The organism is Variovorax gossypii (assembly GCF_003965815.1).
GTDB lineage: Bacteria > Pseudomonadota > Gammaproteobacteria > Burkholderiales > Burkholderiaceae_C > Variovorax > Variovorax gossypii.
In genome coordinates this window covers 1,202,615-1,223,564 of the sequence record NZ_RXOE01000002.1, presented here as the reverse complement: position 1 = coordinate 1,223,564, position 20,950 = coordinate 1,202,615, and the positions used below count along the sequence as shown (strand labels likewise).

The following is a 20,950-nucleotide window of genomic DNA, read 5'->3' as shown; positions in this document are numbered from 1 at the left end:
TTCAGAAGGCATAGGCTTCACGGCGGCGTGCCTCGCCTCGCTGCAGCCAGCCGATGACGGCCGCGCGTACGCGATCGCGCAGCTGGTCCCAGCGGCTGGGGTTGCTCACGATCTGCGCCTTGTAGAACGAAGGGCACAGCACCGCGGCGTGCGAGACCTCGCCACACACGCCGCAGCCCACGCAGCTGTCGAGCACGGTCGCGACGGGGTCGGTGCGCAGCGGATCGGGGTTGGGCTTGATCGACAGCGAGGGGCAGCCCGAAAGGCGGATGCAGGAGTGGTCGCCGGTGCAGGTGTCCGAGTCGACACCGAACTTCTCGCGCACCATGCGCTTGCCGTCGGCAATCGCCTTGCGCACCAGCGGTTTCTCGCGGCGCTGCTTGTTGAGCATGCACTCCGACTGGGCGATCAGGACCTTCGGGCCCTTCTCCCTGGTGATCAGCGCTTCCTTGAGTGCATCGCGCATGCCGGCGATGTCGTAGGTGCGGCGCAGCGTCTTCACCCATTTGACGCCCACGCCGCGCACCGCGCTCTCGATCTCGTGGCCGGTGCTGCGCGTCTTGTTGACGGCATTCGACGAGAGGATGTCCTGCCCGCCGGTGGCCGAGGTGTAGTTGTTGTCGACGACGATGGTGAGGTTGTCGCTCTTGTTGAAGACCGCGTTGGCAACGCCGCTGGTCAGGCCGTTGTGCCAGAAGCCTCCGTCGCCCATCATCGAGATCGCGCGCTTGCCTGCAGGCGCGTTGAGCGCCGCGGCACCCGCACCGCCCAGGCCGTAGCCCATGGTGGTGTTGCCGATGTTGAAGGGCGGCAGGATGGAGAACAGGTGGCAGCCGATGTCGGCGCTCACGTGGTGCGGGCCGAGTTCGCGCTCGACCAGCTTCATCGCGCTGAAGATGGGACGCTCGGGGCAGCCGGTGCAGAAGCCCGGCGGGCGTGCGTGAACGACTTCGCCCAATGACGTGGAGGGCACTGCGGGTTCGGCGACCTCGATCAGCGGAATCACCTTGCGCACGGGCGCGGGCACCGGCAAGGGTGCTATGCGTTCATAGCGCTCGCAGAAGCTGCGTGCGCCCTTGAGCAGTTCGGCGGCGGTGTACTCGCCGGCCACCGGCAGCGTGTCCTTGCCATGCAGCACGGTTGCGGAGCCGGCCTGGCGCAGGATGGTCGCGAGGTTCTGCTCGACGAAATTGGGCTGCCCCTCTTCCACCACCAGCACGGCGCGCTTGCCTTCGCAGAAGCGGATCACCTCGCTCTCGATGACGGGGTAGGCCACGTTCATCACGTACAGCGGCACCTTGGTGTTGCCGTAGACGTCGGCCAGCTCGAGGCGCTCCAGCGCGCGCATCAGGGTGTTGTAGCTGCCGCCCTGCACGATGATGCCGATGTCATCGGCGTCTTCAGAGAAGAACTCGTTGAGCTTGCGCTCCTCGATGAAACGCACGGCTGCGGGCCAGCGGTCCTTCACCTTCTCCTGCTCGTGCACGAAGCTCGCAGGCGGCAGCACGATGCGGCCGACGTCGCGCTGCGGGTTCTCGAGCGCATCTTTCAGCGTGAACTTCGCGCGCTTGTTGTCGCCCGCGACGAAGTGGCCATGCACGTGGCAGGCGCGGATGCGCAGCTGCAGCATCACCGGCGTGTTGCTGGCTTCGGAGAGATCGAAGCCCTGCTTCACCGCATCGACGATGCTGGGCAGGTTGGGGCGCGGATCGAGCAGCCAGATCTGCGACTTCATCGCGAAGGCGTGGCTGCGCTCCTGCATGATCGAGGAGCCTTCGCCGTAGTCTTCGCCCACGATGATGAGAGCGCCGCCGGTCACGCCGCCCGACGCCAGGTTGGCCAGTGCGTCGGAAGCCACGTTGGTGCCCACGGTGGCCTTGAAGGTGACGGCGCCGCGCAGCGGGTAGTTGACGGAGGCTGCGAGCGTGGCGGCAGCAGTGGCTTCGCTCGCGCTGTTCTCGAAGCGGATACCCTGCTCGGAGAGGATGTCCTGCGCATCGGCCAGCACGTCCATCAGGTGCGAGATGGGCGCGCCCTGGTAGCCCGCCACGTAGGAAACTCCCGACTCCAGAAGGGCCTTGGTGACCGCCAGAATGCCCTCGCCGCGGAAGACTTCCCCACCAGAAAGCCGCAGTTTCTTGACTTCTTCAACGAATGAACGCTCTGCCATCTGGGTCCTTGTTGTCTGTCGTGGGACGATGCGACTTGGGAGTTGCATCGTGCTTTCTATAATGTTGACAAATGAATGTATCCACAATCATGAATTACCCTAGACATGCAAGCAGCGTGCCCGTGGCGACTGTGAGGTGCCTTCATGGCTGATCAACCCGTCGAATCGCATCGCTTCGTCGATGACTACCTGCCAGCGCTGCTGGCGCAGGCCAGCCAGCTGATCTCCTCGGAGTTCCACGAAGTGGCGCGCCAGCAGGGCTTCTCCGTGTCGGAGTGGCGCGTGATGGCATCGCTCGCCGGCAGCGAGCCGATCAGCATCGGCCAGCTCGCGCAGGTGACAGTGACCAAGCAGCCCACGGTGACGCGGCTGCTGGATCGCATGGAAGCACGAGGACAGGTCGAGCGCCTGCCCCACGAGAGTGATCGCCGCATCACGCTGGTGCGCATCACGCGCAAGGGCCTGAAGGCTGTCGAGCACCTGATGGAGCTGGCGCGCGAACACGAGCGGCGCGTGCTCGAACCCTTCGGGCTGCGACGCGCGGAAGAGCTCAAGCAGACGCTGCGGCAGATGATCGACCTGCACGTGCGCGTGCCGGGCGACGAACCGGAAGAAGAGTGAACCTCTCCGGCTCCGTCGCTCAGAGGCGGGGCACGAGAACGGCGCGGCCGCGATGGCCGCGCTGCGCGATCCAGTCGAGCGCGGCAGCGGCATCCGCGAGCGCGAACGGACGCACCTCCAGATGCAGGCGGCCGTCGGCCAGCCTCGCCAGCAACTCGGGTGCCGCGGCACGGCCCTCTGCTTCCCGCCGGAACATGTTCAGAGGCAGCAACGCCACGTCGCGCTGAAGAAAGTGCGCGATGTCGAGCGAGAGCGTGGGGCCGGCGGTGTAGCCGATCAGCACCGCGCGGCCGCCGGGTCGCACCGAAGGCAGCGTTCCGGCAAGCACCTCTGCGCCGACCGTGTCGATCAACAGGTCGGCACTGGCGACCGCAGGAGAAGGTTCGCCCGGCACCACAGCCGTCGCCACGCAACCGGCATCGCGTGCAAGCTGCATCACGAGCGAGCCGACAGCGCCGCTCGCACCCGTCACAAGAACCTGCTCGCCGGCCCGCAGCTTCGCGACTTCGTGCAACGCCACCCATGCGGAGGTCGTGGGCGAGAAGAACGCAGCGCCGAGCGTCATCGGCACCGCATCCGGGAGCAGGCCCAGCGCTTCGTCGGGGGCGTCGATCAATTCGCACCAGGTGCCGTCGAAGAGCGTGCCGAGGCCGCTGCCGCGCAGCCACACGCGCTGTCCGGCCTCGTAGCGGCCGCTTTCGATGACGACACCCGCAGCCTCCACGCCCGGCGTATAGGGCAGCGGCGGGTGGCGCAGGAAGTTCCCGCGCCACACGGTGCGATCGATGTGGCCGACCGTCGCGGCCTCCATGCGCACGATGGTGCGGCCAGGGCGAGGCGTCGGATCGACGACCTCCTCCAGCACGGGCGTCGCATCGAAGCCATGAATGCGCACGGCCTTCAAGGCAGCGCCTCCAGAAAGTCGAGCACCACGCTCGCGAAGGCTTCGGGCATCTGGTCGGGCAGAGGAACCATGCCGCCCTCGATGTCGACGATGCGCGCCTGCGGTAGGTGATGCTGCAGCTCCGCCACATGCGGTGAGGCGAACGGGTCTTCGGTAGCGCGCACGATCAGCACAGGCTGGACGACGCGGCCGATACGCTCTTCCATGCGGTACGACGCCACGGCGCGGTGCCCCTCCTCCACGCGCTCGACCTTCAATGCATCGAGCACGAAGGCTTCGAGCAGATCGGGGCGTCCTGGTGGATAGAAGCCCTGCCGCTTCTGCCACAGCGCGGCGAGGTGAGTGCCGTCTTCGCTCGGTGCGACCTCGTCGATCGGCGGACGCTGAGCCCGTGCCTTCCGGAAGGGCTCGTCCGTGTACGGCGTGGACGACAGCACCAGGCTGCGAACGCGCTCCGGAAACGCAGCCGCGAGTTCGACCGCGACGACGCCGCCTGTGTGATGCCCGACCACGTCGACCTGCGTGATGTTCAGCGCGTCGAGCAGCTCGCGAGCCACGCTCGCCCACTGCTCGATGCTCGCCGGCACGCCGCCATCGGCTGAGTCGCCGAAGCCCGCCGTGTCCATCGCGATGGCCCGGCGATGCGCGCCGATCAGCGGAAGCACCGCGCGATATTCGGTCCAGCTGCGCGGCGACTGGTGCAGCAGCAACACCGCTGGCGATGCAGGATCGCCGCAGGTCGCGTAGTGCACCTGCCCCACCGACAGGTCGGCGAAGGCACGGCGGATGCTCATGACAGGGTCCGGTCGGCAGGCGCGCGCCACAGGCCGGCGTGCCGCAGTTCGCCGAGCGTGCGCGAGAGCACGTCGCGCCGATAGGCTGCGACGTCGCGGCCTTCGTAGTCGTAGAAGCCGCTGCCGCTCTTGAGTCCGAGCCGCCCCTGCTCGACCATCTTCCCGACGATGGCCGGCGCGGTGTATCGACCGGCGTCGAGCGAGGCCGACATCTCGCGGCTCGCGTGATGCAGGATGTCGCAGCCGCCGAAATCGATGAACTCGACCACGCCCAGCGCGGCGAAGCGCAGGCCCAGGCCGTAGCGCGTGGCCTTGTCGATCTCCTCGGCGGTGGCCGCGCCCTCCTCGATCATTCGCGCAGCCTCGTTCATCACCAGCGCCTGCAGCCGCGGCACGATGTAGCCCGGCGAGGCGCCGCAGACCACGGGCAGCTTGCCGATCTCTTCCATCAGCGCCTTGGTGCGCGCGAGCACCGCTGCATCGGTGCCTGGGTGGCAGCTCAGCTCGACCACCGGAATCACATAGGCCGGGTTGAGCCAGTGCATGTTGAGGAAGCGCTCCGGTAGCCGCACGAGCGACGCGAGTTGCGTCACGAGGATGCTGCTGGTGGTCGAGGTCAGGATCGCGTCGTCGCGGCAGTGGCGGTTGATGTGCTCGAAGGCTTCGCGCTTGGCTTCCATGGTTTCGGGAACGCCTTCGAACACGAGTTCGGCGGCGGCCAGCGCTCGCGGCGCGGCCGCTGCGTCGACGAGCTCCACGCGCGCTGCGATGGGCCCGACCTGCGATGCGTCTATCACGCCCAGTTGGGCGAGGCCCGAGAGGCTGGCCTCGATCTCCGCCTTCGCTTCGTCGCGCAGGCGCTGCCATGCTTCGTCGCCGCGCGGGCGCAGGTCGATCAGCGAGATGCGATGGCCGGCATAGGCGAACGCGATGGCAATGCCGCGCCCCATGCGGCCGGCGCCCACGGCGGCAAAGCGTGACAGAGAGGCCGCTTCATTCGCCATCGTGAAGCCTCTGCTTGAGCTGCGCCGTGCTCAGGCCGGCGAAGCCCAGGCTCTCGAAGGTGCGAGGGCCGCGCCGCAGATCGCGCCCGAGGAAGCCGCCGACGATGGCCAGCAGACCATGCGCGATGGGTGCATCCACGCCCGCATGGCGCGCGGCCGAGGCCAGAAAAGCGAGGCCGAGCTCGGTGTCCTCGGTGATATAGCGGTGCGAGTGCAGGTCGATGTTCTCCCGCCAGTCGCCCGACTTGACGAGTTGCTTGTGGGCATCGCCGTACATCCACTGGTCGTTGTTGTAGTGGTCGGCCAGCGGATAGTGCGGCGCACCCTGCCCGAAGGCCTCGCGCACCGCGACGCGCTCCTGGTCGAGCCGGTCGGTCACGTCGCGCACGGCGCGCTGCGTGCCTTCGTTGTGGATGTCCCAGCGCTCGAAGTGCTGCAGCGGCGCTGCGTTCATCACCATCAGCGGCGGGTGGATGACGGGGCCCGCGTTCATCAGCGCGCCAGAGAGTGCGTCGCCGCAACCATGCACGGCTGGGTAGGCCCTGCGGATCACTTCGATGGCCTGTGCCTCCTTGCGGGCCGGATAGACACCGGTCGGCAGGCGGATGGCGCGGATGGTGACGTTGACCTCGCGCTCGCCGTGCTTGCGCGCCAGGTAGGGCAAGGTGCCGGTCTCCGCCCAGGCGACGTCGGCGCGGCTGCCCGCCTCCCTCACCGTCTTCGCCATCACGTAGCTGCCGAAGGTGCCCGGCGGCAGGAACACGACCTGCCCGTCGACCAGGTGCGGCGCCATCGCGAGAGCGATGTCGTGCTGGGCGATGGCGGGGGTGGGGATGACGATCAGCTCGGCGTCGCGCATGGCGGCGCCGATGTCGGCGGTGACCAGCGCAATGGGCACCTCGCGCGCGCCTGCTGCGTCCTTCAGCGTGATGGCGCCGGCGCGCAGCAGCGGCTCGAGCGCCTTGGCGTCGCGGCGCCACAGGCGCACCTCGTGACCGGTTTCAGACAGGTCCGCGGCGGCCGCATAGGCGCCATGACCACCCCCAAGAATCGCAATTTTCATGTCGAAAGTCGAAAAGCAGGTGTCGATGAACCGGCGGCCGCGGGGCGACTCCGGGGAAGCAATGCGCCATTACATTACTTTTCATCGATTCAGATGTCAATCAAACCCAAGGACATCTGCGTGCTCGCAAACCCGCAATCGGACCGAAATGAAAAAAGCCCGCGCTCGTGAGAACGCGGGCTTTCGCAAGGATGGCGCAGCTGTCAGGCTGCGTTCCTGAATGGATCAGCGGCCGGGCTTGAAGGCGCGCTTCTGCGCATCGCGGGGCACGAAAACCTTGCCCGGACCACCATGGCCGGCGCCATTGCCACGGGGCGCGAAGCCACCGTCGCCACGACCGCCGCCGTGACCGTGGCCGCCGCGCGGAGCGCTGTCGCCCCAGCCCGGCTTGCGGCCATAGCCGCCGCCGTTGCCGCCTTCGTCACGGCCGCCGCCGAAGCCGGCGTTCTGGCCCTGATAGCCGCCGCGCGGGCCCGGTGCACCCGGGCCACGCGAGTTGCGGTCGTTGAAGCCGCTGGCGCCGGCATAGCCGCCGCCATTGCCGCCACGGTAGCCACCACCGCCACCGCCACCGCCGAACTTGCGGTCGCGCGAGTGGCCTTCACGGCCGCGGCCGCCGAAGTCGGGGCGCGATTGCGGCATGCGCTGCTGCGGCTCCATGCCCGGAATCACATCGGCCTTGAACTGCTGGCGGCTGTAGTGCTCGATGTCCATGATCCGGCGGCGATCGCGGAACTCGGCGAAGGTGACGGCGATGCCGTCGCGGCCCGCACGGCCGGTGCGGCCGATGCGGTGGGTGTAGTCCTCCGCCTTCATCGGCAGGCCGAAGTTGAAGACGTGGGTGATGGTCGGCACGTCGATGCCGCGCGCAGCAACGTCGGTGGCCACCAGGATCTGCACCTGGCCGTTGCGCAGCGCCATCAGGCGGCGGTTGCGCAGGCCCTGGCTCAGCGCGCCGTGCAGCGCGACGGCGCTGAAGCCGTCCTGCTGCAGGTCGTTGGCGAGACCGTCGCACTCGACCTGCGTGCTCGCGAACACGATGGCCTGGTTGATGCTGGTGTCGCGCAGCCAGTGGTCGAGCAGCTTGCGCTTGTGCTGGGCGTTGTCGGCCCAGAACAGCACCTGCTTGATGTTGGCGTGCTTTTCCTGCGGGCTGTCGATGGTCACGCGCTGCGGCTCGCGCATCACGCGGGCGGCCAGTTGCTGGATGCGCGGCGCGAACGTGGCGCTGAACATCATGGTCTGCTGGCGCTCGATGGTGAGCTGGTTGATCTCGGCCAGATCGTCGGCAAAGCCCAGGTCGAGCATGCGGTCGGCTTCGTCGACCACCAGGAACTTGACCTGGTCGAGCTTGATCTGCATCGAGCGCTGCAGGTCGAGCAGGCGGCCCGGCGTGGCGACCACGAGGTCGGCGTTCTGCAGGCGCGCGATCTGGAGCTGGTAGGGCATACCGCCCACCACGTTGGCGATGCGCAGGCCGCGGCAATGGCGAACCAGTTCGATGGCGTCGTGCGCGACCTGCTGCGCGAGTTCGCGCGTCGGGCACAGCACCAGGGCGCCGGGGGTGGCGGCCTTGAAATGGCGGGCGTTGGTCGGGTCCTTGCGCTTCGGCTTCTTGGGCGGGGCTTCGCCGCGGGCAGCGGCTTCGGCGACCAGGCGCTGGAACTCGGCCCGGGCTTCGGCTTCGGCTTCGGCCTGGCGCTTGATCAGCGTGTGCAGCACGGGCAGCAGGAAGGCGGCGGTCTTGCCCGAGCCGGTCTGGCTGGAAACCATCAGGTCGACGAAGCGCGCCGACTTGGCCGCGCCGTCCTGGTCGCCCATGGCGATGGGAACGACCTTTTCCTGCACGGCGGTGGGCTGGGTGAAGCCCATGTCCGCGACGGCGGCAATCAGCTCGGGCGCGAGGCCCAGCTTGATGAAGCCGTTGGGAGCGGCGGGCTCTTCGGCTGCAACCGCTTCGGGAGCGGTGCCGTCCAGCGCTTCGAGGATGGGAGCCTCGGACACGGTGTCCGTGGCGGCGGTGAATTCGTTGTGGGTAGCGGATTGCACAGGCGCGAACTCGCCCTGCGCTTCAAAAGCGTCGGTCATGAATGTCAATCTCAAACGCGAGCGCTGCCGTAGGCGGCGCCCCGTTGGTGGTTAAAAACATCAACCATCCAACGACATTCAACTCCGGGCGATTGCCCGAGGCTGCGGCCCTTTTCGATCGGCGAATGCGATCGGGCGCGGTGTGCAAGATAGGGAGATGCAAGAAACGCTGGCCGGGCCAAAAATACCTGCCCTGTCAGCGAAGCCTGCGATTATGGCACGGATTCGGGTTTTTACCTAATCCGTGACCTTGACTCAGTCCGCGAGGCGCAAAAAGGTCTCGCGGTAGTGGGCAAGCTCCTCGATGGACTCGCGAACGTCCGCCAGCGCCGTATGCGCCTGCTGCTTCTTGAAGCTGTTGTACGCCGCGGGTTTCCAGCGCTTGGCCAGTTCCTTCAGCGTGCTCACGTCGAGGTTCCGATAGTGGAAATAGGCCTCCAGCTTGGGCATGTACTTGACGAGGAATCGCCGGTCCTGCCCGATGGTGTTGCCGCACATGGGCGAACCGCTGCGCGGGATGTACTTGGCGATGAATTCCAGCAGTTGCTGCTCGGCGGCGGCCTCGTCGAGGGTGGAGGCCTTGACCTTGTCGATCAGGCCGCTGCGGCCATGGGTGCCCTTGTTCCAGGCATCCATGCCGTCGAGCACGGCGTCGCTCTGGTGGATGACGAGCACGGGGCCGTCGATGCGGGGCGTGAGGTCGGGGCCGGTGACGACCACGGCGATTTCGAGCAGGCGCTCTTTCTCGGGGTCGAGGCCGCTCATTTCGCAGTCCAGCCAGACCAGGTTCTGGTCGCTTTTCTTCAGTGTCGGCGGGGCTGCGAGGGGCGTCGGGTCAAGGGATTCGGGCATCGCAGGATTGTCGTCGAAGGGCTGCGGCCCCGGATAGCGAGGGCTAAACTCGCCGATCCATGTCCTATTCGCTCATCTTCACCATCGCCTTCGCGGCAGCGATCGTCGCGGGCCTGCTCGTGAAGTTCTGGCTGGCCACGCGGCAGGTGCGCCACGTGGCACAACATCGCGGCGCCGTGCCAGCCGCTTTCGCGCAGACCATCACCCTCGCCGCTCACCAGAAGGCGGCCGACTACACCATCGCCAAGGCACGCTTCGGCCTGATCGAGATGGCGTGGAGCGCCGCGCTGCTGCTCGGCTGGACCCTGCTCGGCGGCCTCGATGTGCTCAACAAGCTCCTGCTGGACTGGATCGGCGGCGGCATGGCGCAGCAACTGGTGCTGCTGGCGCTCTTCGCCGCCATCGGCGGCCTGCTGGAGCTGCCCTTCACGCTCTGGCAGACCTTCAGGCTCGAGGAGCGCTTCGGCTTCAACAAGATGACCTGGAAGCTCTGGCTGGCCGACGCACTCAAGTCGACGCTGCTGGGCGCGGTGATCGGCCTGCCCATCGCCGCCCTGATCCTCTGGCTCATGGGCGCGGCGGGCCAGCTGTGGTGGCTGTGGGCCTGGGGCGCGTGGATGGGCTTCAACCTGCTGCTGATGCTGATCTACCCGACCTTCATCGCCCCGCTGTTCAACAAGTTCCAGCCGCTGGACGACCCCAAGCTCAAGGAACGCGTGACGGCGCTCATGAAGCGCTGCGGCTTCGCCGCCAAGGGCCTGTTCGTGATGGACGGCAGCACGCGCAGTGCCCACGCCAACGCCTACTTCACCGGCTTCGGCGCCAGCAAGCGCGTGGTGTTCTACGACACGCTGCTGCGCCAGCTCAATGCCGGCGAAGTGGAAGCCGTGCTCGCGCACGAGCTGGGTCACTTCAAGCACCGCCACATCGTGAAGCGGCTGATCGCGATGTTCGCCCTGAGCCTGGCCGGCTTCGCGCTGCTGGGCTGGGTGTCGACGCAGGTCTGGTTCTACACGGGCCTGGGCGTGCAGCCCAATATGGCGGCGCCCAACAGCGCACTGGCACTGCTGCTTTTCATGCTCGCGGTGCCGGTGTTCGGCTTCTTCGTCGCTCCGCTGCCCGCGCGGCTGTCGCGCAAGCACGAGTTCGAGGCCGACGCCTATGCAGTGGCGCAGACCAGCTGTGCCGACCTGTCGGCCGCCCTGCTCAAGCTCTACCAGGACAACGCCTCGACGCTCACACCCGACCCGGTGTTCGTCAAGTTCTACTACTCGCATCCTCCGGCTTCCGAGCGCCTCGCCCGCATGGCGACGGCGGCCTGATCCGATCCAACCCCACATTCCGGAGAAGCCCATCATGAGCAGCATGTTCAAGCCCAAGGACTGGAAGAACCTCCCTCCCCGCAAGGCGCTGAGCGCCACCGAGATCGTGTCCGCCCTGGCGCGCCTCGACGGCTGGAAGCTCACCGGCGACGGCGCCAATGTCGCCATCGAAAAGACCTTCGGCTTCGCCAACTACTTCGAGACGATCGCGTTCGTGAACGCGCTGGCCTTCGTGGCGCACACGCAAGACCATCACCCCGACCTTTCGGTGCACTACAACCGCTGCGTGGTGCGCTTCAACACGCACGACGTGGGCGGCCTGTCGGTCACCGATTTCGACTGCGCCCGCCAGGCCGACGCGCTGGTCGGTGCCGCTCCCGCCGCCTGATGACGGATCGAGCCCTTGGCTAAATCCGGCCGCGCCGCACCCTCGGCTGCCACGACAGCCGCGAAGGCACTCCAGGACGGTCTCGTCGTTGCCAGCCACGGGCGACACTGCATCGTCGAAACGCCCTCGGGCGAGCGGCTGATCTGCCATCCGCGCGGCAAGAAGAGCCAGGCGGTGGTCGGCGACAGGGTGCGCTGGCAGCCCAGTGAAGACGAAGGCACCATCGAGCAGGTGCTGCCGCGCCGCAACCTCTTCTATCGGCAGGACGAGATCCGCACCAAGTCGTTCGCGGCCAACCTCGACCACGTGCTGATCCTGATCGCGGCCGAGCCGGAGTTCTCCGAACACCAGCTGGCCCGCGCGCTGATCGCCGCGGAGGCCGAGCGCATCGCGCCGATCATCGCGCTCAACAAGAGCGACCTGATCGAGCCCTTCGAGCGCGCATGGGCCAGGCTCGCTCCCTACCGCCGCATGCACCACGGCGTGCTGCCGCTTTCGCTGAAGGCATCGGCGGAGGCAGACCACGCTTCCCTGATGAAGCTGCTCGCCGGCAAGTGCACACTGGTCCTGGGCCCGTCCGGGTCGGGCAAGAGCACGCTCACCAACCTGCTTGTGCCCGGCGCGGACGTGCTGACGCAGGAGATTTCGCAGGCGCTGAACTCGGGCAAGCACACGACCACGAGCACCACCTGGTACTGGATCGACGAAGCCCGCAGCACCGGCCTGATCGACTCGCCGGGTTTCCAGGAATTCGGCCTGAACCACATCGCGCCGATGCAGCTCGCCGGGCTCATGCCCGACATCGCCGAGCATGCCGGCGACTGCAAGTTCTACAACTGCACCCACCTGCACGAGCCGGGCTGCGGCGTGATCGCGAACGTGGAGACGGCCGAGGCGCCGGGCGCAATCAGCGCGAGCCGCTACAGAATTTATGGCGAGCTCTTCGCCGAGCTGAGCCAGAAGCGCTACTGACCGAAGCGCAGCTTCGTCTCGTCCGTCAGCCGAGCCAGACCCGGTAGGACTGCCAGGTGGGATCGAAGACGAGTTCCATCTCCACCGCCAGATCCATGTCTTCCTGCAGCGATTGCGCCTGCGAGATCGCGCCATCGGGATCGGCCACCTGGAAGTGAATGGTGCGCACGCCCTCCTCCAGCACCACGTGCGTGCAGCAGCCGGCCTCATGCACCTGCAGCCGCGCCGTCAACCGGTCTTCATAGGCGCGAGCCTCTTCCAGTTCCTCGCCCGATTCGACCGGCACCGCCACCGACAGGCGATGGCACAGGTCGGCCCGCCCCACCAGCGCGGTCGCCACGTCGTTGCGCATGACGATCATCTCGATCTCGCGGCCGTCCTCGGCGGTGCGCGTCGCGCTCAAGCCGGACCACGCATGCTCGCCCGGCGGAAACACGCCGGTGTGGCCGAGTTCGTCTCGCCAGCAGGCGTCGAACAGGGGCACGAAATCGTCGAGCGGCACGCCTTCGAAACCGGCCTGCGCATCGGCATCGCAATAGTCGACGGCGCCGACCTTCACCGCGAAGTCGTACTCGCCCAGGATGTGGTCGAGCATGATGAGGCTCATGTGGCGAGCATGGTCCTGCATGTCCATCGGGATCGGCTTGGCGAAGCCGATCTCCAGCGCCACCCGTCCCCGGTAGCTTTCGTGCTTCACCAGGACTTCGGAGCTCGCCAGTTCGAAGTTGTTCATGCGCATGCCGAAGCCATCGCGCGAACGCTGGCGGAACGCCTCCACCTCGACCTTCGGCAGCTTCGGGCTGTTCTGCACGAGCATCATCAGGTCTTCGAAGTCGTCCACCGATCCGTGCGCCGTCAGCACCAGCTTGAACACGGGCGGGTCGCCTGCCACCTCGGCGGCCAGTCGCGGAAAGTGAGGCTCCAGCAGTGCGTTGAGCCCCTCCATCAGTTCGCGGGCAGGCAAGGCGCGAAGGCTCTCGAGCCGGGTGCTCACGGCCTGCCAGAAGCTTGCGCAGGCCTCGGCGCGTGGATCGGTGTCGTATGTCGACATGCCAGAGAGTCCTTCAGGGGGATGGATTGAGAATGTCCTGCAGATGCCGGACCAGCGTGCTGCACTGCTCCCGCGTGCCGATGCTGATGCGCAGGTACTGCGCGATGCGCGGCTGCCTGAAATGCCGCACCAGCACCGCGCGCCGGCGCAGCAGCGAAGCCAGTTCCGCAGCGTCGCGTTGCGGATGGCGTACGAAGACGAAATTGGCCTGCGACGGCAGCACCTCGAAGCCCAGGTCCTCGAGCTGGAGGCATAGTCCCTCGCGGGTGTCGACGATCTTATTCCGGGTGCTGCGAAACCAGTCTTCGTCTTCGAGCGCGGCGACCGAGCCCGCGGATGCCAGCCTGTCGAGCGGGTAAGAGTTGAAGCTGTCCTTCACGCGCACCAGCGCATCGACCAGGTGCGCCTGACCGCAGGCAAAGCCGACGCGCAGGCCGGCCAGCGAGCGCGACTTGGAGAGGGTCTGCACCACCAGCAGGTTCGGATACCTGTCGATCAGCGGCAACGCGCTCTCGCCGCCGAAATCGACATAGGCCTCGTCGACCAGCACCACGCGATCGGTGCAGGCTTCGAGCAATTGCTCGATGCGCGACAACGGCAGGCCGATGCCCGTCGGCGCATTCGGGTTCGCGATGACGATGCCCGCACAGCCTTGGCGCGCACGCGCCGCGAGGGCATCGACGTCGATGCGCAATCCCTCGTCCACGGGCTGCTGCTCGCAGGCAATGCCGTAGAGCTGCGCATAGACCTTGTAGAAGCTGTAGCTCACGTCGGGCATCAGCAGCGGCTCGGCCTGCTGGAAGAACGCGAAGAAGGCGTGCGCCAGCACTTCGTCGGAGCCGTTGCCTGCGAACACTTGCTCAGCCTTCAGATCGTGCCGCCGCGCCACGGCCTCGCGCAATGCGAGCGAGGTGGGATCGGGATAGAGCTGCAGGCCGTTCTCTGCCGCGCGCCGGATGGCCTCGATGGCCACCGGAGACGGCGGGTACGGGTTCTCGTTGGTGTTGAGCTTGACGAGGTTCTCGATGCGCGGCTGTTCGCCGGGCACGTAGGGCTCGAGCGCGGCGATGCGCGGGCTCCAGAAGACAGGCGCCGGTTGTCCTTCTTGCGTCATGGGCTTGTGCGTTCCTTTGCCGCTCAGCCGAGCAGGCGAGCCAGGGTCAGCAAGGCCAGCAGCACCATCCACATCACGACCGAGCGCCAGACCAGCCCCACCACGCTGCGCAGGTGGCCGGGCTCGGGTTCACGCCCCGGCGTGCTGCCGCTGTCGGTGCGGCGGCCGTCGGCCAGCGATTCGCCGGCCTGGGCGCGCGGAAGCGGATCGGCAACCGGGATCGGACGCAGCGAGCCGCCGCCCAGGCGCACATTCACGGCGCCCGAGGTGGCCGCAAGGATCACGCCGTCGTTCTCGTTGGGAAAGCGCTGTGCGTCGTTGCGCCAGCAGTCGATCGCTTCCTCGAAGCTGCCGACCACCGCGAAGCCCAGCGCGGTGATGCGCGCGGGCAGCCAGTCGATGGCGTGCCATGCGCGATCGGCGGCCTCCTGAACGGCAATGCTCGAAGGCTGGATCGCGGCGCCGTTCTTGTGCGCCCAGTAGCGGGAGACGAACTCACTCATGCGGTAGAACACGGCACCCGCCGGGCCGAGTCCGATGGCCGCGATGATCGAGAACCATGCGAGCACGCCGAACACATGGCGGTGCGCGGCGATCACCGAGTGCTCGATGACGTGGCGCACGATCTCGCTGCGCGGGAGATCGGCCGCGTCGACGCCCTGCCAGTGCGCGAGCAGCGAGCGCGCCAGCGGCTCATCGCCCTCGTCGAGCGCATCTCGGATGTCGGTGAAGTGGTGGCTGAACTGCCGGAAGCCCAGCGTGACGTAGAGCACGGCAATGCTCCAGAGCACCGCGAACGGCAGGCCCAGCGTGAGCACCAGAAGCCAGTGAATGCCAAGTGCGCCGATCGTCGGCACGAAGACCGCGAGCCCCCAGGCGATCCATCCGTGATGCGGCTTGCCCGCGTCGAAGTTGCGGCTGGTCCAGCGTGTCCACGCCAGCACCGCGCCGTACACGGGGTTGTGCGGGCCCAGGGGCCGCACCTGCTCGATCAACAGAGCGCACAGGATGGCAAAAAAGCTCATCCTTCGATGATAGCGAGAGCGCCCGAAGGTTCAGGCCGTATTCAGACTCGTCTCAGGCAGCGAGGAAATGGTAGAGATTGCGCAGCATGCCGGCGGTCGCGCCCCACACGAAACGCTCATCGGCACCGTCCTGATAGGGCATCGAGTACCACTGGCGCCGCGTGCCGTCGGGTGCGGGCACGGTGTGGTGGCGATGATTGGCCGGATCCATCAGCCACGCGAGCGGCACCTCGAAGGCCTCTGCTACCTCATAAGGATTGATGGTGAGTTCGAAGTCGGGCTGAACCAGCGAGACCACCGGCGTCACGATGAACGAAGTCACCGTCGTATAGGTCGGCAGGCTGCCGAGCACCTCGATGTACTGCGCGGAGAGGCCGACTTCTTCCCAGGCCTCGCGCAGCGCGGCGGCTGCGATGTTGGCGTCCTCCGGGTCGACGCGGCCGCCGGGGAAGGCGACCTGCCCCGAATGAGTCGACAGGTTCGAGGTGCGCTCGGTCAGCAGCACCGTCGCGCCTTGCGGGCGCTGCACGATGGGCACCAGCACAGCGGCCTGCGCGGGAACGCGGTCGGTCATCTTCGGCTCACGGCGCAGCTCGGGCGTCCAGGCAGGCGGGGTGGCGAAGCGCGACCGCAGCGCCTGTGCCGTCAGCTGCGAGGCCGCCACAGCCGGCAACCCCTGGACTTCCCCAGCCACGAAAGGCACCTTGCGCGGGTCGAACTGCAGCAGCGTGGGCGGCGCCACGGCGTTGACGATTTCGGCGGAGGCGGCCTGCGGGGAAGTGGACGAGTTGGTCAAGAGATGAAAGGTACCGGAGTCGGGTGGACGAAGTAGAGCGGAAAAAGGGAAAGTTGTCGCTGAGCGGGGGCAACAATGCAAAAAGCCGCCAGAGCGGCGGCTTTTTGCACGACAGGAAGGCAGCTATTACGCGGCCGATGCAGCCGTCGACTTGCTCGGCAGCTTTTCCTTGATACGTGCCGAACGGCCGCTGCGGTCGCGCAGGTAGTACAGCTTGGCGCGGCGCACATCGCCACGACGCTTGACTTCGATGCCGGCGATCAGCGGGCTGTAGGTCTGGAAGGTACGTTCCACGCCTTCGCCGCTGGAGATCTTGCGCACGGTGAAGCCGCTGTTCAGGCCGCGATTGCGCTTGGCGATCACGACGCCTTCGTAGGCCTGCACGCGCTTGCGGGTGCCTTCGACGACGTTCACGCTGACGATGACCGTGTCACCGGGCATGAATTCGGGGATGGTCTTGCCGAGACGGGCGATTTCTTCCTGCTCGAGGGTCTGGATGAGGTTCATGATTTCCTGATATTCGATCGTGCCGGGCTACACAAAAGGCGCCTTTGGCTTTCGCGGAAAGAACCGCAAGAAGACCGGACGCGGCCGGACAGAGGATCGGGGAACTGGGAATTATAGCTTTTTTTTCAGCACGGCCTCATCGGCCTTGCCAAGACGCCCGGCAGCGCGGGCCGCCTCGATCAGCTCCGGCCGCCGAGCAGCCGTGATCGTAAGTCGCTGATCGCGGCGCCAGCGCTCGATCTGGGCGTGATGGCCCGAGAGCAGCGGCGCCGGCACGCCCTGCCCGTTCCACTGCTCGGGCCTCGTGTAGTGCGGGCAATCGAGCAGGCCGTCGAGCGCAGGATTGAAGCTGTCCTGGACATGGCTGGCCTCGTCGCCCAGCACGCCGGGCTGCAGCCTGGCCACGGCGTCCAGCAGGGCCATCGCCGCGATCTCGCCGCCTGAAAGCACGAAATCGCCGAGGCTGATCTGGTGGGTAATGCGCGAGTCGATGAAGCGCTGGTCGATGCCCTCGTAGCGCCCGCAGATCAGCACAGCCCCTTCGCTGGCCGACCAGCGCTCGACCGATTCGTGCCGCAGCGCCTCGCCGATAGGGGAAAACAGCACGACCGGCACTTCGCCGCCGGCACCACGCGCCGCGAGCGCCGCATCGAGACAGGCCGCCAGCGGCTCCGCCATCATCACCATGCCGGGGCCGCCTCCGAAGGGGCGGTCGTCCACGCGCTTGTAGTTGCCCTGCGCGAAATCGCGCGGATTCCACAGCACGACCTCGACCTGTCCCGATTCGTAGGCGCGACGCGTCACGCCGCTGGCCACGAAGGGCGCGAACATCTCGGGAAAGAGCGTGAGAACGTCGAAGCGCATGTCGCGCGGGGCGCCGGTCAGTAGTCCGGCTGCCAATCGACCGTGATGAGCCGCCCGGGCAGGTCGACCTTGTCGACGAAGGCGGAGACGAAGGGCACCATGCGCTCGATGGCCTTGCCCTCTTCCTCGGCGGCCAGCACCAGCGTGGTCTGCGGGCCGGTTGCGAGCAGCTCGCGCACCGTGCCGAGCACCACGCCTTCGCGGTTGACCACCGACAGGCCGATCAGGTCGACCCAGTAGTACTCATCGTCGCCAGCGGTAGGAAAGCTCGATCGCGGCACGAACACGCGCGCCCCGCGCAGCGCCTCGGCGGCGTTGCGGTCAGGCACGTCCGCGGACGTGGCGACGATGCAATCGGAATGTTCCTTGGCTTCGCGGATCGCGAGCCGGAAGGCTGTGCTCGCCGAGGCTCCGGGAGCCTGCAGGAACCAGCGCTTGGAAGAAAAAAGCGCCTCGGGTTGGGCGCTGTGGGGCAGGACCTTGAACCAGCCCTTGATGCCCCAGGCATCGGCGATGCGCCCCACTTCGATCGCATCCGCCGGCAATTCGGCGGCTTCGAGTGCAGGCAACATCGCCGTGCGGGCGGCTTAGGCTGCCGCCTTGGGAGCTGCCGAGGCAGCTTGCTTGATCAGGCGCAGAACGGTGGGCGAAGCTTGTGCGCCGACGCTCTTCCAGTACGCCAGACGGTCCTGGGCGATACGGATGCTTTCTTCGTTTTCCTTGGCGGTCGGGTTGTAGAAGCCCAGGCGCTCGATGAAACGGCCATCGCGGCGAACGCGCTTGTCCGACACGACGATGTTGAAGAACGGACGGCCTTTGGAGCCGCCGCGGGAGAGTCGAATGACGACCATGATTTATCCTTGGGTGGTCAGCAAGCCTAGTGGATGAAAAGAAGGCCTGCTCACAATGTTCTTCCAGCGTCGAGACACGCGACATGGCCACCCGGCCAGCGACACGCTGAAAAGCCCGCGATTATAGCCCGACAAGCGTTTTCCCCCAATTCCGGCCCTGCGCCAGCCGTTTCCATCCGCATGCCCCTTGCCATCCGCCCCAGCCGCGAAGAAGACATCGCAGCCATCACCGCCATCTATGCCCACCACGTGCTGCACGGCACGGGCACCTTCGAGACGGAGCCTCCTTCCCCTGCCGACATGACATCGCGCCGCGCCGACGTGCTGGCTAAAAACCTGCCGTACGTGGTCGCAGAGGAAGACGGAAAAGTGTTGGGTTTTGCCTACTGCAACTGGTTCAAGCCGCGCCCAGCCTACCGTTTCTCGGCCGAAGACTCGATCTACGTGTCGGAGTCAGCACGCGGCAAGGGTCTCGGCACCAAGCTGCTGGCAGCGCTGTCGCAGGCAGCCGAGGCGGCAGGCGTGCGCAAGCTGATCGCGGTGATCGGCGACTCGGCCAACGCAGGCTCCATCGGCGTGCATCGCAGCCAGGGCTTCACGCACGTCGGCGTGCTGAAGGACTGCGGCTGGAAGTTCGGCGAATGGCGTGACGTCGTATTGATGGAAAAGGTGCTCGGCGAAGGCAGCACCACCAGACCCGAATGAAAAACAAGACCTTCGCCGCCTGGCTCTCCCTCCTCGGAGGCCCGCTCGGGCTGCATCGCTTCTATCTGCGCGGCATGGGCGACTGGCTCGGTTGGCTGCTGCCCATTCCCACGGCACTGGGCGTCTACGGCATCGAGCGCGTGCGCATGTACGGCGTGGACGACGGCCTGAGTTGGGCGCTGATTCCCCTGCTGGGCTTCACCATCGCAGGCTGCGCGCTGATGGCCATCGTCTACGGCCTCATGACGCCCGAGAAGTGGAACGCCCGCTTCAACGCCAGCGCACCGGCCGACGCCGAACCCGGCCGCACCAACTGGTTCACCATCGGCGCCGTCGTGCTGGCCCTCTTCTTCGGCAGCACGATCCTGATGGCCAGCATCGTGTTCAGCTTCCAGCGGTACTTCGAGCACCAGATCGAAGAGGGGCGGAAGATCTCCCAGTAGCGCGGCGCGGCCTACACCAGGCCGTGGTCGAGCAGGAACCGCAGGCGCCCCTGCGCGAATATCGGCCGCCCCCGGTTCACCATCTCGCGCACGATCATCGAGCGCATTTCGCTTTCAACGTCCTGCAGGATCATTTCGCAGTCGTGCTCGAAATAGATGTCGCGCGCGATCAAGTCCTTCTTGACGATCGGGCAACGCATCAGCGTGCGGAAGAGCCCGAAGCCGAGGTGGATCTGGCTGCCCTGCGTCACCTCCATCATGATCCGGTCGACCAGCGCGCGGCGCGCCAGCGCCTCCGCCACCTTGAACGACTGGTCATCGACGGGAGCCGGGGGAGGCGGTGGCGCCTGCTGGGCCAGCTGTGCCCGCCTCGCCCGGTAGCTGGCCAGCGTCGGCGTGCCCGACGCAGTGAGAACGGGGGCGACGGGCTCGACCGCTGCAGTAGCCGCGGCCGGCCTGGCCTGGCTGGAAACCGACAACGGCTCGACCAGCCGTAGCGCAGCCATCGACTGCGCCATCAGCCCGTCCAGCGGCTGCAGCCTGAATGCCGGCCGCATGACCTGGGTCAGGGCGATCAGCCCCCGGAGATCGAGCGCATTCAGCTGGTGCACCAGCTTCTCGGCGCCGTAGATGACGTCGATGCTGTAGCCGCCCTGCTTGAGGCAGGCGGACAGGGCAACCTCGCCATGCAGGATCGCATGGGGTCGCAGGTCATAGGGGCGGTAGCGCTGCCAGAACCGCTGGATGTCAGGATCCGAGAAGACCTTGCCCGACATCGCCAGCGCATAGGAGCCGACATGGTGCGATTTCTCATGGTTCTCGAAAGCACCGGTCACATCGAATCGCCTCTGGCACAGCGCTTCGACCAGGTCGTCGAGCTCCTTGCTCTTGAGGAAGAAGATGCTGTCGTTCAGGTAGAGCATCCGCCCGGGCTCCAAACCCTGCTCGCCGAGGTACAGGGTGGCCGCCCTGTAAGCCCCCATGTCCCGGCCCACGTTCCTGCGGACCAGCACCCGGTGCGCGCTGCGCAGCAGCAATGCGTGGGAGGCCGCATCGAGCTTGCCGTTGCACACCACGATGGCATTGACTCCGCCAGCCTCCAGCGACTGCAGCAGATCGAGGAAGTCGAGCGCCAGGCCGAACTTGGCGTACTTGACGACGATGGCATAGACGTCGCCCCGGGCCGGTCGCTGCGACTCGTCCGAAAGAAAAGCCGGCCGGCGCTCGCGGAGGATCAGGGGCCACTGGCGGATCTTGGTCGCCGTGCAGTAGGAGTGGTACGCGAGGCGGGTCGCCATCGCACGAAGCATCCTGAGCAGTCCCCTCATGGAATCCCCTTTCGGTAATCCTCGGTTAATATTTGTTTCACAGTTTATAGCCCTGCTGCCGGGGCGCGAGCTGTTCCTCCCGATCCGG

At 66.8% G+C, this 20,950-nt stretch carries 22 protein-coding genes; 6 read left to right on the top strand and 16 right to left on the bottom strand.

All coding sequences use genetic code 11. The features are described from left to right. Position 1: 1 nt before the first annotated feature. Complete coding sequence (locus EJP69_RS13355) at positions 2 to 2,170, bottom strand: thiamine pyrophosphate-dependent enzyme (protein ID WP_126470553.1); 2,169 nt, start codon at positions 2,168 to 2,170, stop codon at positions 2 to 4. 144 nt (positions 2,171 to 2,314) lie between these two features. Between EJP69_RS13355 and EJP69_RS13350 the strand changes: the two genes are divergently transcribed. After that, entirely contained in the window at positions 2,315 to 2,791 is a 477-nt protein-coding gene (locus EJP69_RS13350) for a MarR family winged helix-turn-helix transcriptional regulator (RefSeq protein WP_093307056.1), read from the top strand. A 19-nt stretch (positions 2,792 to 2,810) separates the two neighbouring features. Here the strand turns inward: EJP69_RS13350 and EJP69_RS13345 are convergent, their stop codons facing one another. The 6 genes from EJP69_RS13345 to orn form a co-directional block, all read right to left on the bottom strand. Next, positions 2,811 to 3,686: a quinone oxidoreductase family protein gene (locus EJP69_RS13345; RefSeq protein WP_240652162.1), complete on the bottom strand. Its 876-nt coding sequence runs from the start codon at positions 3,684 to 3,686 to the stop codon at positions 2,811 to 2,813. A 5-nt stretch (positions 3,687 to 3,691) separates the two neighbouring features. Next, entirely contained in the window at positions 3,692 to 4,489 is a 798-nt protein-coding gene (locus tag EJP69_RS13340; RefSeq protein ID WP_126470549.1) for an alpha/beta fold hydrolase, read from the bottom strand. Further along, positions 4,486 to 5,493 carry a 3-hydroxybutyryl-CoA dehydrogenase gene (locus EJP69_RS13335; RefSeq protein ID WP_126470547.1) on the bottom strand — a complete coding sequence of 336 codons (1,008 nt, stop codon included), beginning with the start codon at positions 5,491 to 5,493 and terminating at the stop codon, positions 4,486 to 4,488. The genes EJP69_RS13340 and EJP69_RS13335 overlap by 4 nt, the downstream gene beginning before the upstream one ends. After that, a complete protein-coding gene (locus EJP69_RS13330; protein ID WP_126470545.1) occupies positions 5,483 to 6,556 on the bottom strand; it encodes an NAD/NADP-dependent octopine/nopaline dehydrogenase family protein in 1,074 nt (357 codons plus the stop codon). Before EJP69_RS13330 ends, EJP69_RS13335 begins: the two co-directional genes overlap by 11 nt. A gap of 225 nt (positions 6,557 to 6,781) precedes the next feature. Then, positions 6,782 to 8,644 (bottom strand): DEAD/DEAH box helicase, encoded by a 1,863-nt coding sequence (locus tag EJP69_RS13325; protein WP_126470543.1) that lies wholly within the window; start codon positions 8,642 to 8,644, stop codon positions 6,782 to 6,784. A gap of 255 nt (positions 8,645 to 8,899) precedes the next feature. Further along, entirely contained in the window at positions 8,900 to 9,496 is a 597-nt protein-coding gene (orn, locus tag EJP69_RS13320) for an oligoribonuclease (RefSeq protein ID WP_093198709.1), read from the bottom strand. A gap of 59 nt (positions 9,497 to 9,555) precedes the next feature. Here orn and EJP69_RS13315 point away from each other — a divergent pair, with 59 nt between their 5' ends. From EJP69_RS13315 to rsgA, 3 genes are read left to right on the top strand one after another with little or no spacing between them, the layout of a single operon-like run. Next, on the top strand, positions 9,556 to 10,818 hold the full coding sequence (locus EJP69_RS13315) for a M48 family metallopeptidase (RefSeq protein WP_126470541.1): 1,263 nt from the start codon (positions 9,556 to 9,558) through the stop codon (positions 10,816 to 10,818). Between the two features lie 34 nt (positions 10,819 to 10,852). Beyond that, positions 10,853 to 11,206, top strand: a complete 354-nt coding sequence (locus EJP69_RS13310; RefSeq protein ID WP_093198703.1) for a 4a-hydroxytetrahydrobiopterin dehydratase — start codon at positions 10,853 to 10,855, stop codon at positions 11,204 to 11,206. A gap of 15 nt (positions 11,207 to 11,221) precedes the next feature. Continuing rightward, entirely contained in the window at positions 11,222 to 12,178 is a 957-nt protein-coding gene (gene rsgA / locus EJP69_RS13305) for a ribosome small subunit-dependent GTPase A (protein WP_093198699.1), read from the top strand. Between the two features lie 25 nt (positions 12,179 to 12,203). Here rsgA and EJP69_RS13300 read toward each other — a convergent pair whose 3' ends face one another. From EJP69_RS13300 to rpsP, 8 genes are all read right to left on the bottom strand, one after another. After that, the gene (locus EJP69_RS13300) at positions 12,204 to 13,229 is read right to left on the bottom strand and encodes a hypothetical protein (protein ID WP_093198697.1); all 1,026 of its coding nucleotides are present in this window, start codon (positions 13,227 to 13,229) and stop codon (positions 12,204 to 12,206) included. A gap of 13 nt (positions 13,230 to 13,242) precedes the next feature. Beyond that, entirely contained in the window at positions 13,243 to 14,343 is a 1,101-nt protein-coding gene (hisC, locus tag EJP69_RS13295; RefSeq protein WP_093198694.1) for a histidinol-phosphate transaminase, read from the bottom strand. A 23-nt stretch (positions 14,344 to 14,366) separates the two neighbouring features. After that, positions 14,367 to 15,368, bottom strand: a complete 1,002-nt coding sequence (locus EJP69_RS13290) for a CobD/CbiB family protein (RefSeq protein WP_093198692.1) — start codon at positions 15,366 to 15,368, stop codon at positions 14,367 to 14,369. A 52-nt stretch (positions 15,369 to 15,420) separates the two neighbouring features. After that, positions 15,421 to 16,164 carry a CoA pyrophosphatase gene (locus EJP69_RS13285; protein WP_093307044.1) on the bottom strand — a complete coding sequence of 248 codons (744 nt, stop codon included), beginning with the start codon at positions 16,162 to 16,164 and terminating at the stop codon, positions 15,421 to 15,423. Between the two features lie 126 nt (positions 16,165 to 16,290). Then, complete coding sequence (gene rplS, locus EJP69_RS13280; protein WP_093198687.1) at positions 16,291 to 16,671, bottom strand: 50S ribosomal protein L19; 381 nt, start codon at positions 16,669 to 16,671, stop codon at positions 16,291 to 16,293. A 111-nt stretch (positions 16,672 to 16,782) separates the two neighbouring features. Continuing rightward, positions 16,783 to 17,535, bottom strand: coding sequence for a tRNA (guanosine(37)-N1)-methyltransferase TrmD (gene trmD, locus EJP69_RS13275; protein WP_093198684.1), 753 nt, complete (start codon positions 17,533 to 17,535; stop codon positions 16,783 to 16,785). A gap of 17 nt (positions 17,536 to 17,552) precedes the next feature. Continuing rightward, the gene (gene rimM / locus EJP69_RS13270) at positions 17,553 to 18,107 is read right to left on the bottom strand and encodes a ribosome maturation factor RimM (RefSeq protein WP_093198682.1); all 555 of its coding nucleotides are present in this window, start codon (positions 18,105 to 18,107) and stop codon (positions 17,553 to 17,555) included. Positions 18,108 to 18,122: 15 nt separating this feature from the next. Then, positions 18,123 to 18,386 carry a 30S ribosomal protein S16 gene (gene rpsP / locus EJP69_RS13265; protein ID WP_093198680.1) on the bottom strand — a complete coding sequence of 88 codons (264 nt, stop codon included), beginning with the start codon at positions 18,384 to 18,386 and terminating at the stop codon, positions 18,123 to 18,125. A 180-nt stretch (positions 18,387 to 18,566) separates the two neighbouring features. Between rpsP and EJP69_RS13260 the strand changes: the two genes are divergently transcribed. Further along, on the top strand, positions 18,567 to 19,091 hold the full coding sequence (locus EJP69_RS13260; RefSeq protein ID WP_093198678.1) for a GNAT family N-acetyltransferase: 525 nt from the start codon (positions 18,567 to 18,569) through the stop codon (positions 19,089 to 19,091). Next, positions 19,088 to 19,534 carry a hypothetical protein gene (locus tag EJP69_RS13255; RefSeq protein ID WP_093198675.1) on the top strand — a complete coding sequence of 149 codons (447 nt, stop codon included), beginning with the start codon at positions 19,088 to 19,090 and terminating at the stop codon, positions 19,532 to 19,534. The genes EJP69_RS13260 and EJP69_RS13255 overlap by 4 nt, the downstream gene beginning before the upstream one ends. Before the next feature lie 11 nt (positions 19,535 to 19,545). Here EJP69_RS13255 and EJP69_RS13250 read toward each other — a convergent pair whose 3' ends face one another. Then, positions 19,546 to 20,832 carry a rhamnan synthesis F family protein gene (locus EJP69_RS13250; RefSeq protein WP_170217098.1) on the bottom strand — a complete coding sequence of 429 codons (1,287 nt, stop codon included), beginning with the start codon at positions 20,830 to 20,832 and terminating at the stop codon, positions 19,546 to 19,548. Positions 20,833 to 20,950 lie beyond the last annotated feature (118 nt).

What these genes read in the sequence shown, in the direction of transcription:
- EJP69_RS13340 (WP_126470549.1), bottom strand. Translation starts at nt 4,489, where the DNA reads ATGAGCATCCGCCGTGCCTTCGCCGACCTGTCGGTGGGGCAGGTGCAC.
- EJP69_RS13355 (WP_126470553.1), bottom strand. Translation starts at nt 2,170, where the DNA reads ATGGCAGAGCGTTCATTCGTTGAAGAAGTCAAGAAACTGCGGCTTTCT.
- EJP69_RS13290 (WP_093198692.1), bottom strand. Translation starts at nt 15,368, where the DNA reads ATGAGCTTTTTTGCCATCCTGTGCGCTCTGTTGATCGAGCAGGTGCGG.
- EJP69_RS13325 (WP_126470543.1), bottom strand. Translation starts at nt 8,644, where the DNA reads ATGACCGACGCTTTTGAAGCGCAGGGCGAGTTCGCGCCTGTGCAATCC.
- EJP69_RS13260 (WP_093198678.1), top strand. Translation starts at nt 18,567, where the DNA reads ATGCCCCTTGCCATCCGCCCCAGCCGCGAAGAAGACATCGCAGCCATC.
- EJP69_RS13250 (WP_170217098.1), bottom strand. Translation starts at nt 20,832, where the DNA reads ATGGCGACCCGCCTCGCGTACCACTCCTACTGCACGGCGACCAAGATC.
- hisC (WP_093198694.1), bottom strand. Translation starts at nt 14,343, where the DNA reads ATGACGCAAGAAGGACAACCGGCGCCTGTCTTCTGGAGCCCGCGCATC.
- rimM (WP_093198682.1), bottom strand. Translation starts at nt 18,107, where the DNA reads ATGTTGCCTGCACTCGAAGCCGCCGAATTGCCGGCGGATGCGATCGAA.
- EJP69_RS13300 (WP_093198697.1), bottom strand. Translation starts at nt 13,229, where the DNA reads ATGTCGACATACGACACCGATCCACGCGCCGAGGCCTGCGCAAGCTTC.
- rpsP (WP_093198680.1), bottom strand. Translation starts at nt 18,386, where the DNA reads ATGGTCGTCATTCGACTCTCCCGCGGCGGCTCCAAAGGCCGTCCGTTC.
- rplS (WP_093198687.1), bottom strand. Translation starts at nt 16,671, where the DNA reads ATGAACCTCATCCAGACCCTCGAGCAGGAAGAAATCGCCCGTCTCGGC.
- EJP69_RS13335 (WP_126470547.1), bottom strand. Translation starts at nt 5,493, where the DNA reads ATGGCGAATGAAGCGGCCTCTCTGTCACGCTTTGCCGCCGTGGGCGCC.
- EJP69_RS13350 (WP_093307056.1), top strand. Translation starts at nt 2,315, where the DNA reads ATGGCTGATCAACCCGTCGAATCGCATCGCTTCGTCGATGACTACCTG.
- EJP69_RS13255 (WP_093198675.1), top strand. Translation starts at nt 19,088, where the DNA reads ATGAAAAACAAGACCTTCGCCGCCTGGCTCTCCCTCCTCGGAGGCCCG.
- orn (WP_093198709.1), bottom strand. Translation starts at nt 9,496, where the DNA reads ATGCCCGAATCCCTTGACCCGACGCCCCTCGCAGCCCCGCCGACACTG.
- EJP69_RS13310 (WP_093198703.1), top strand. Translation starts at nt 10,853, where the DNA reads ATGAGCAGCATGTTCAAGCCCAAGGACTGGAAGAACCTCCCTCCCCGC.
- EJP69_RS13330 (WP_126470545.1), bottom strand. Translation starts at nt 6,556, where the DNA reads ATGAAAATTGCGATTCTTGGGGGTGGTCATGGCGCCTATGCGGCCGCC.
- trmD (WP_093198684.1), bottom strand. Translation starts at nt 17,535, where the DNA reads ATGCGCTTCGACGTTCTCACGCTCTTTCCCGAGATGTTCGCGCCCTTC.
- EJP69_RS13315 (WP_126470541.1), top strand. Translation starts at nt 9,556, where the DNA reads ATGTCCTATTCGCTCATCTTCACCATCGCCTTCGCGGCAGCGATCGTC.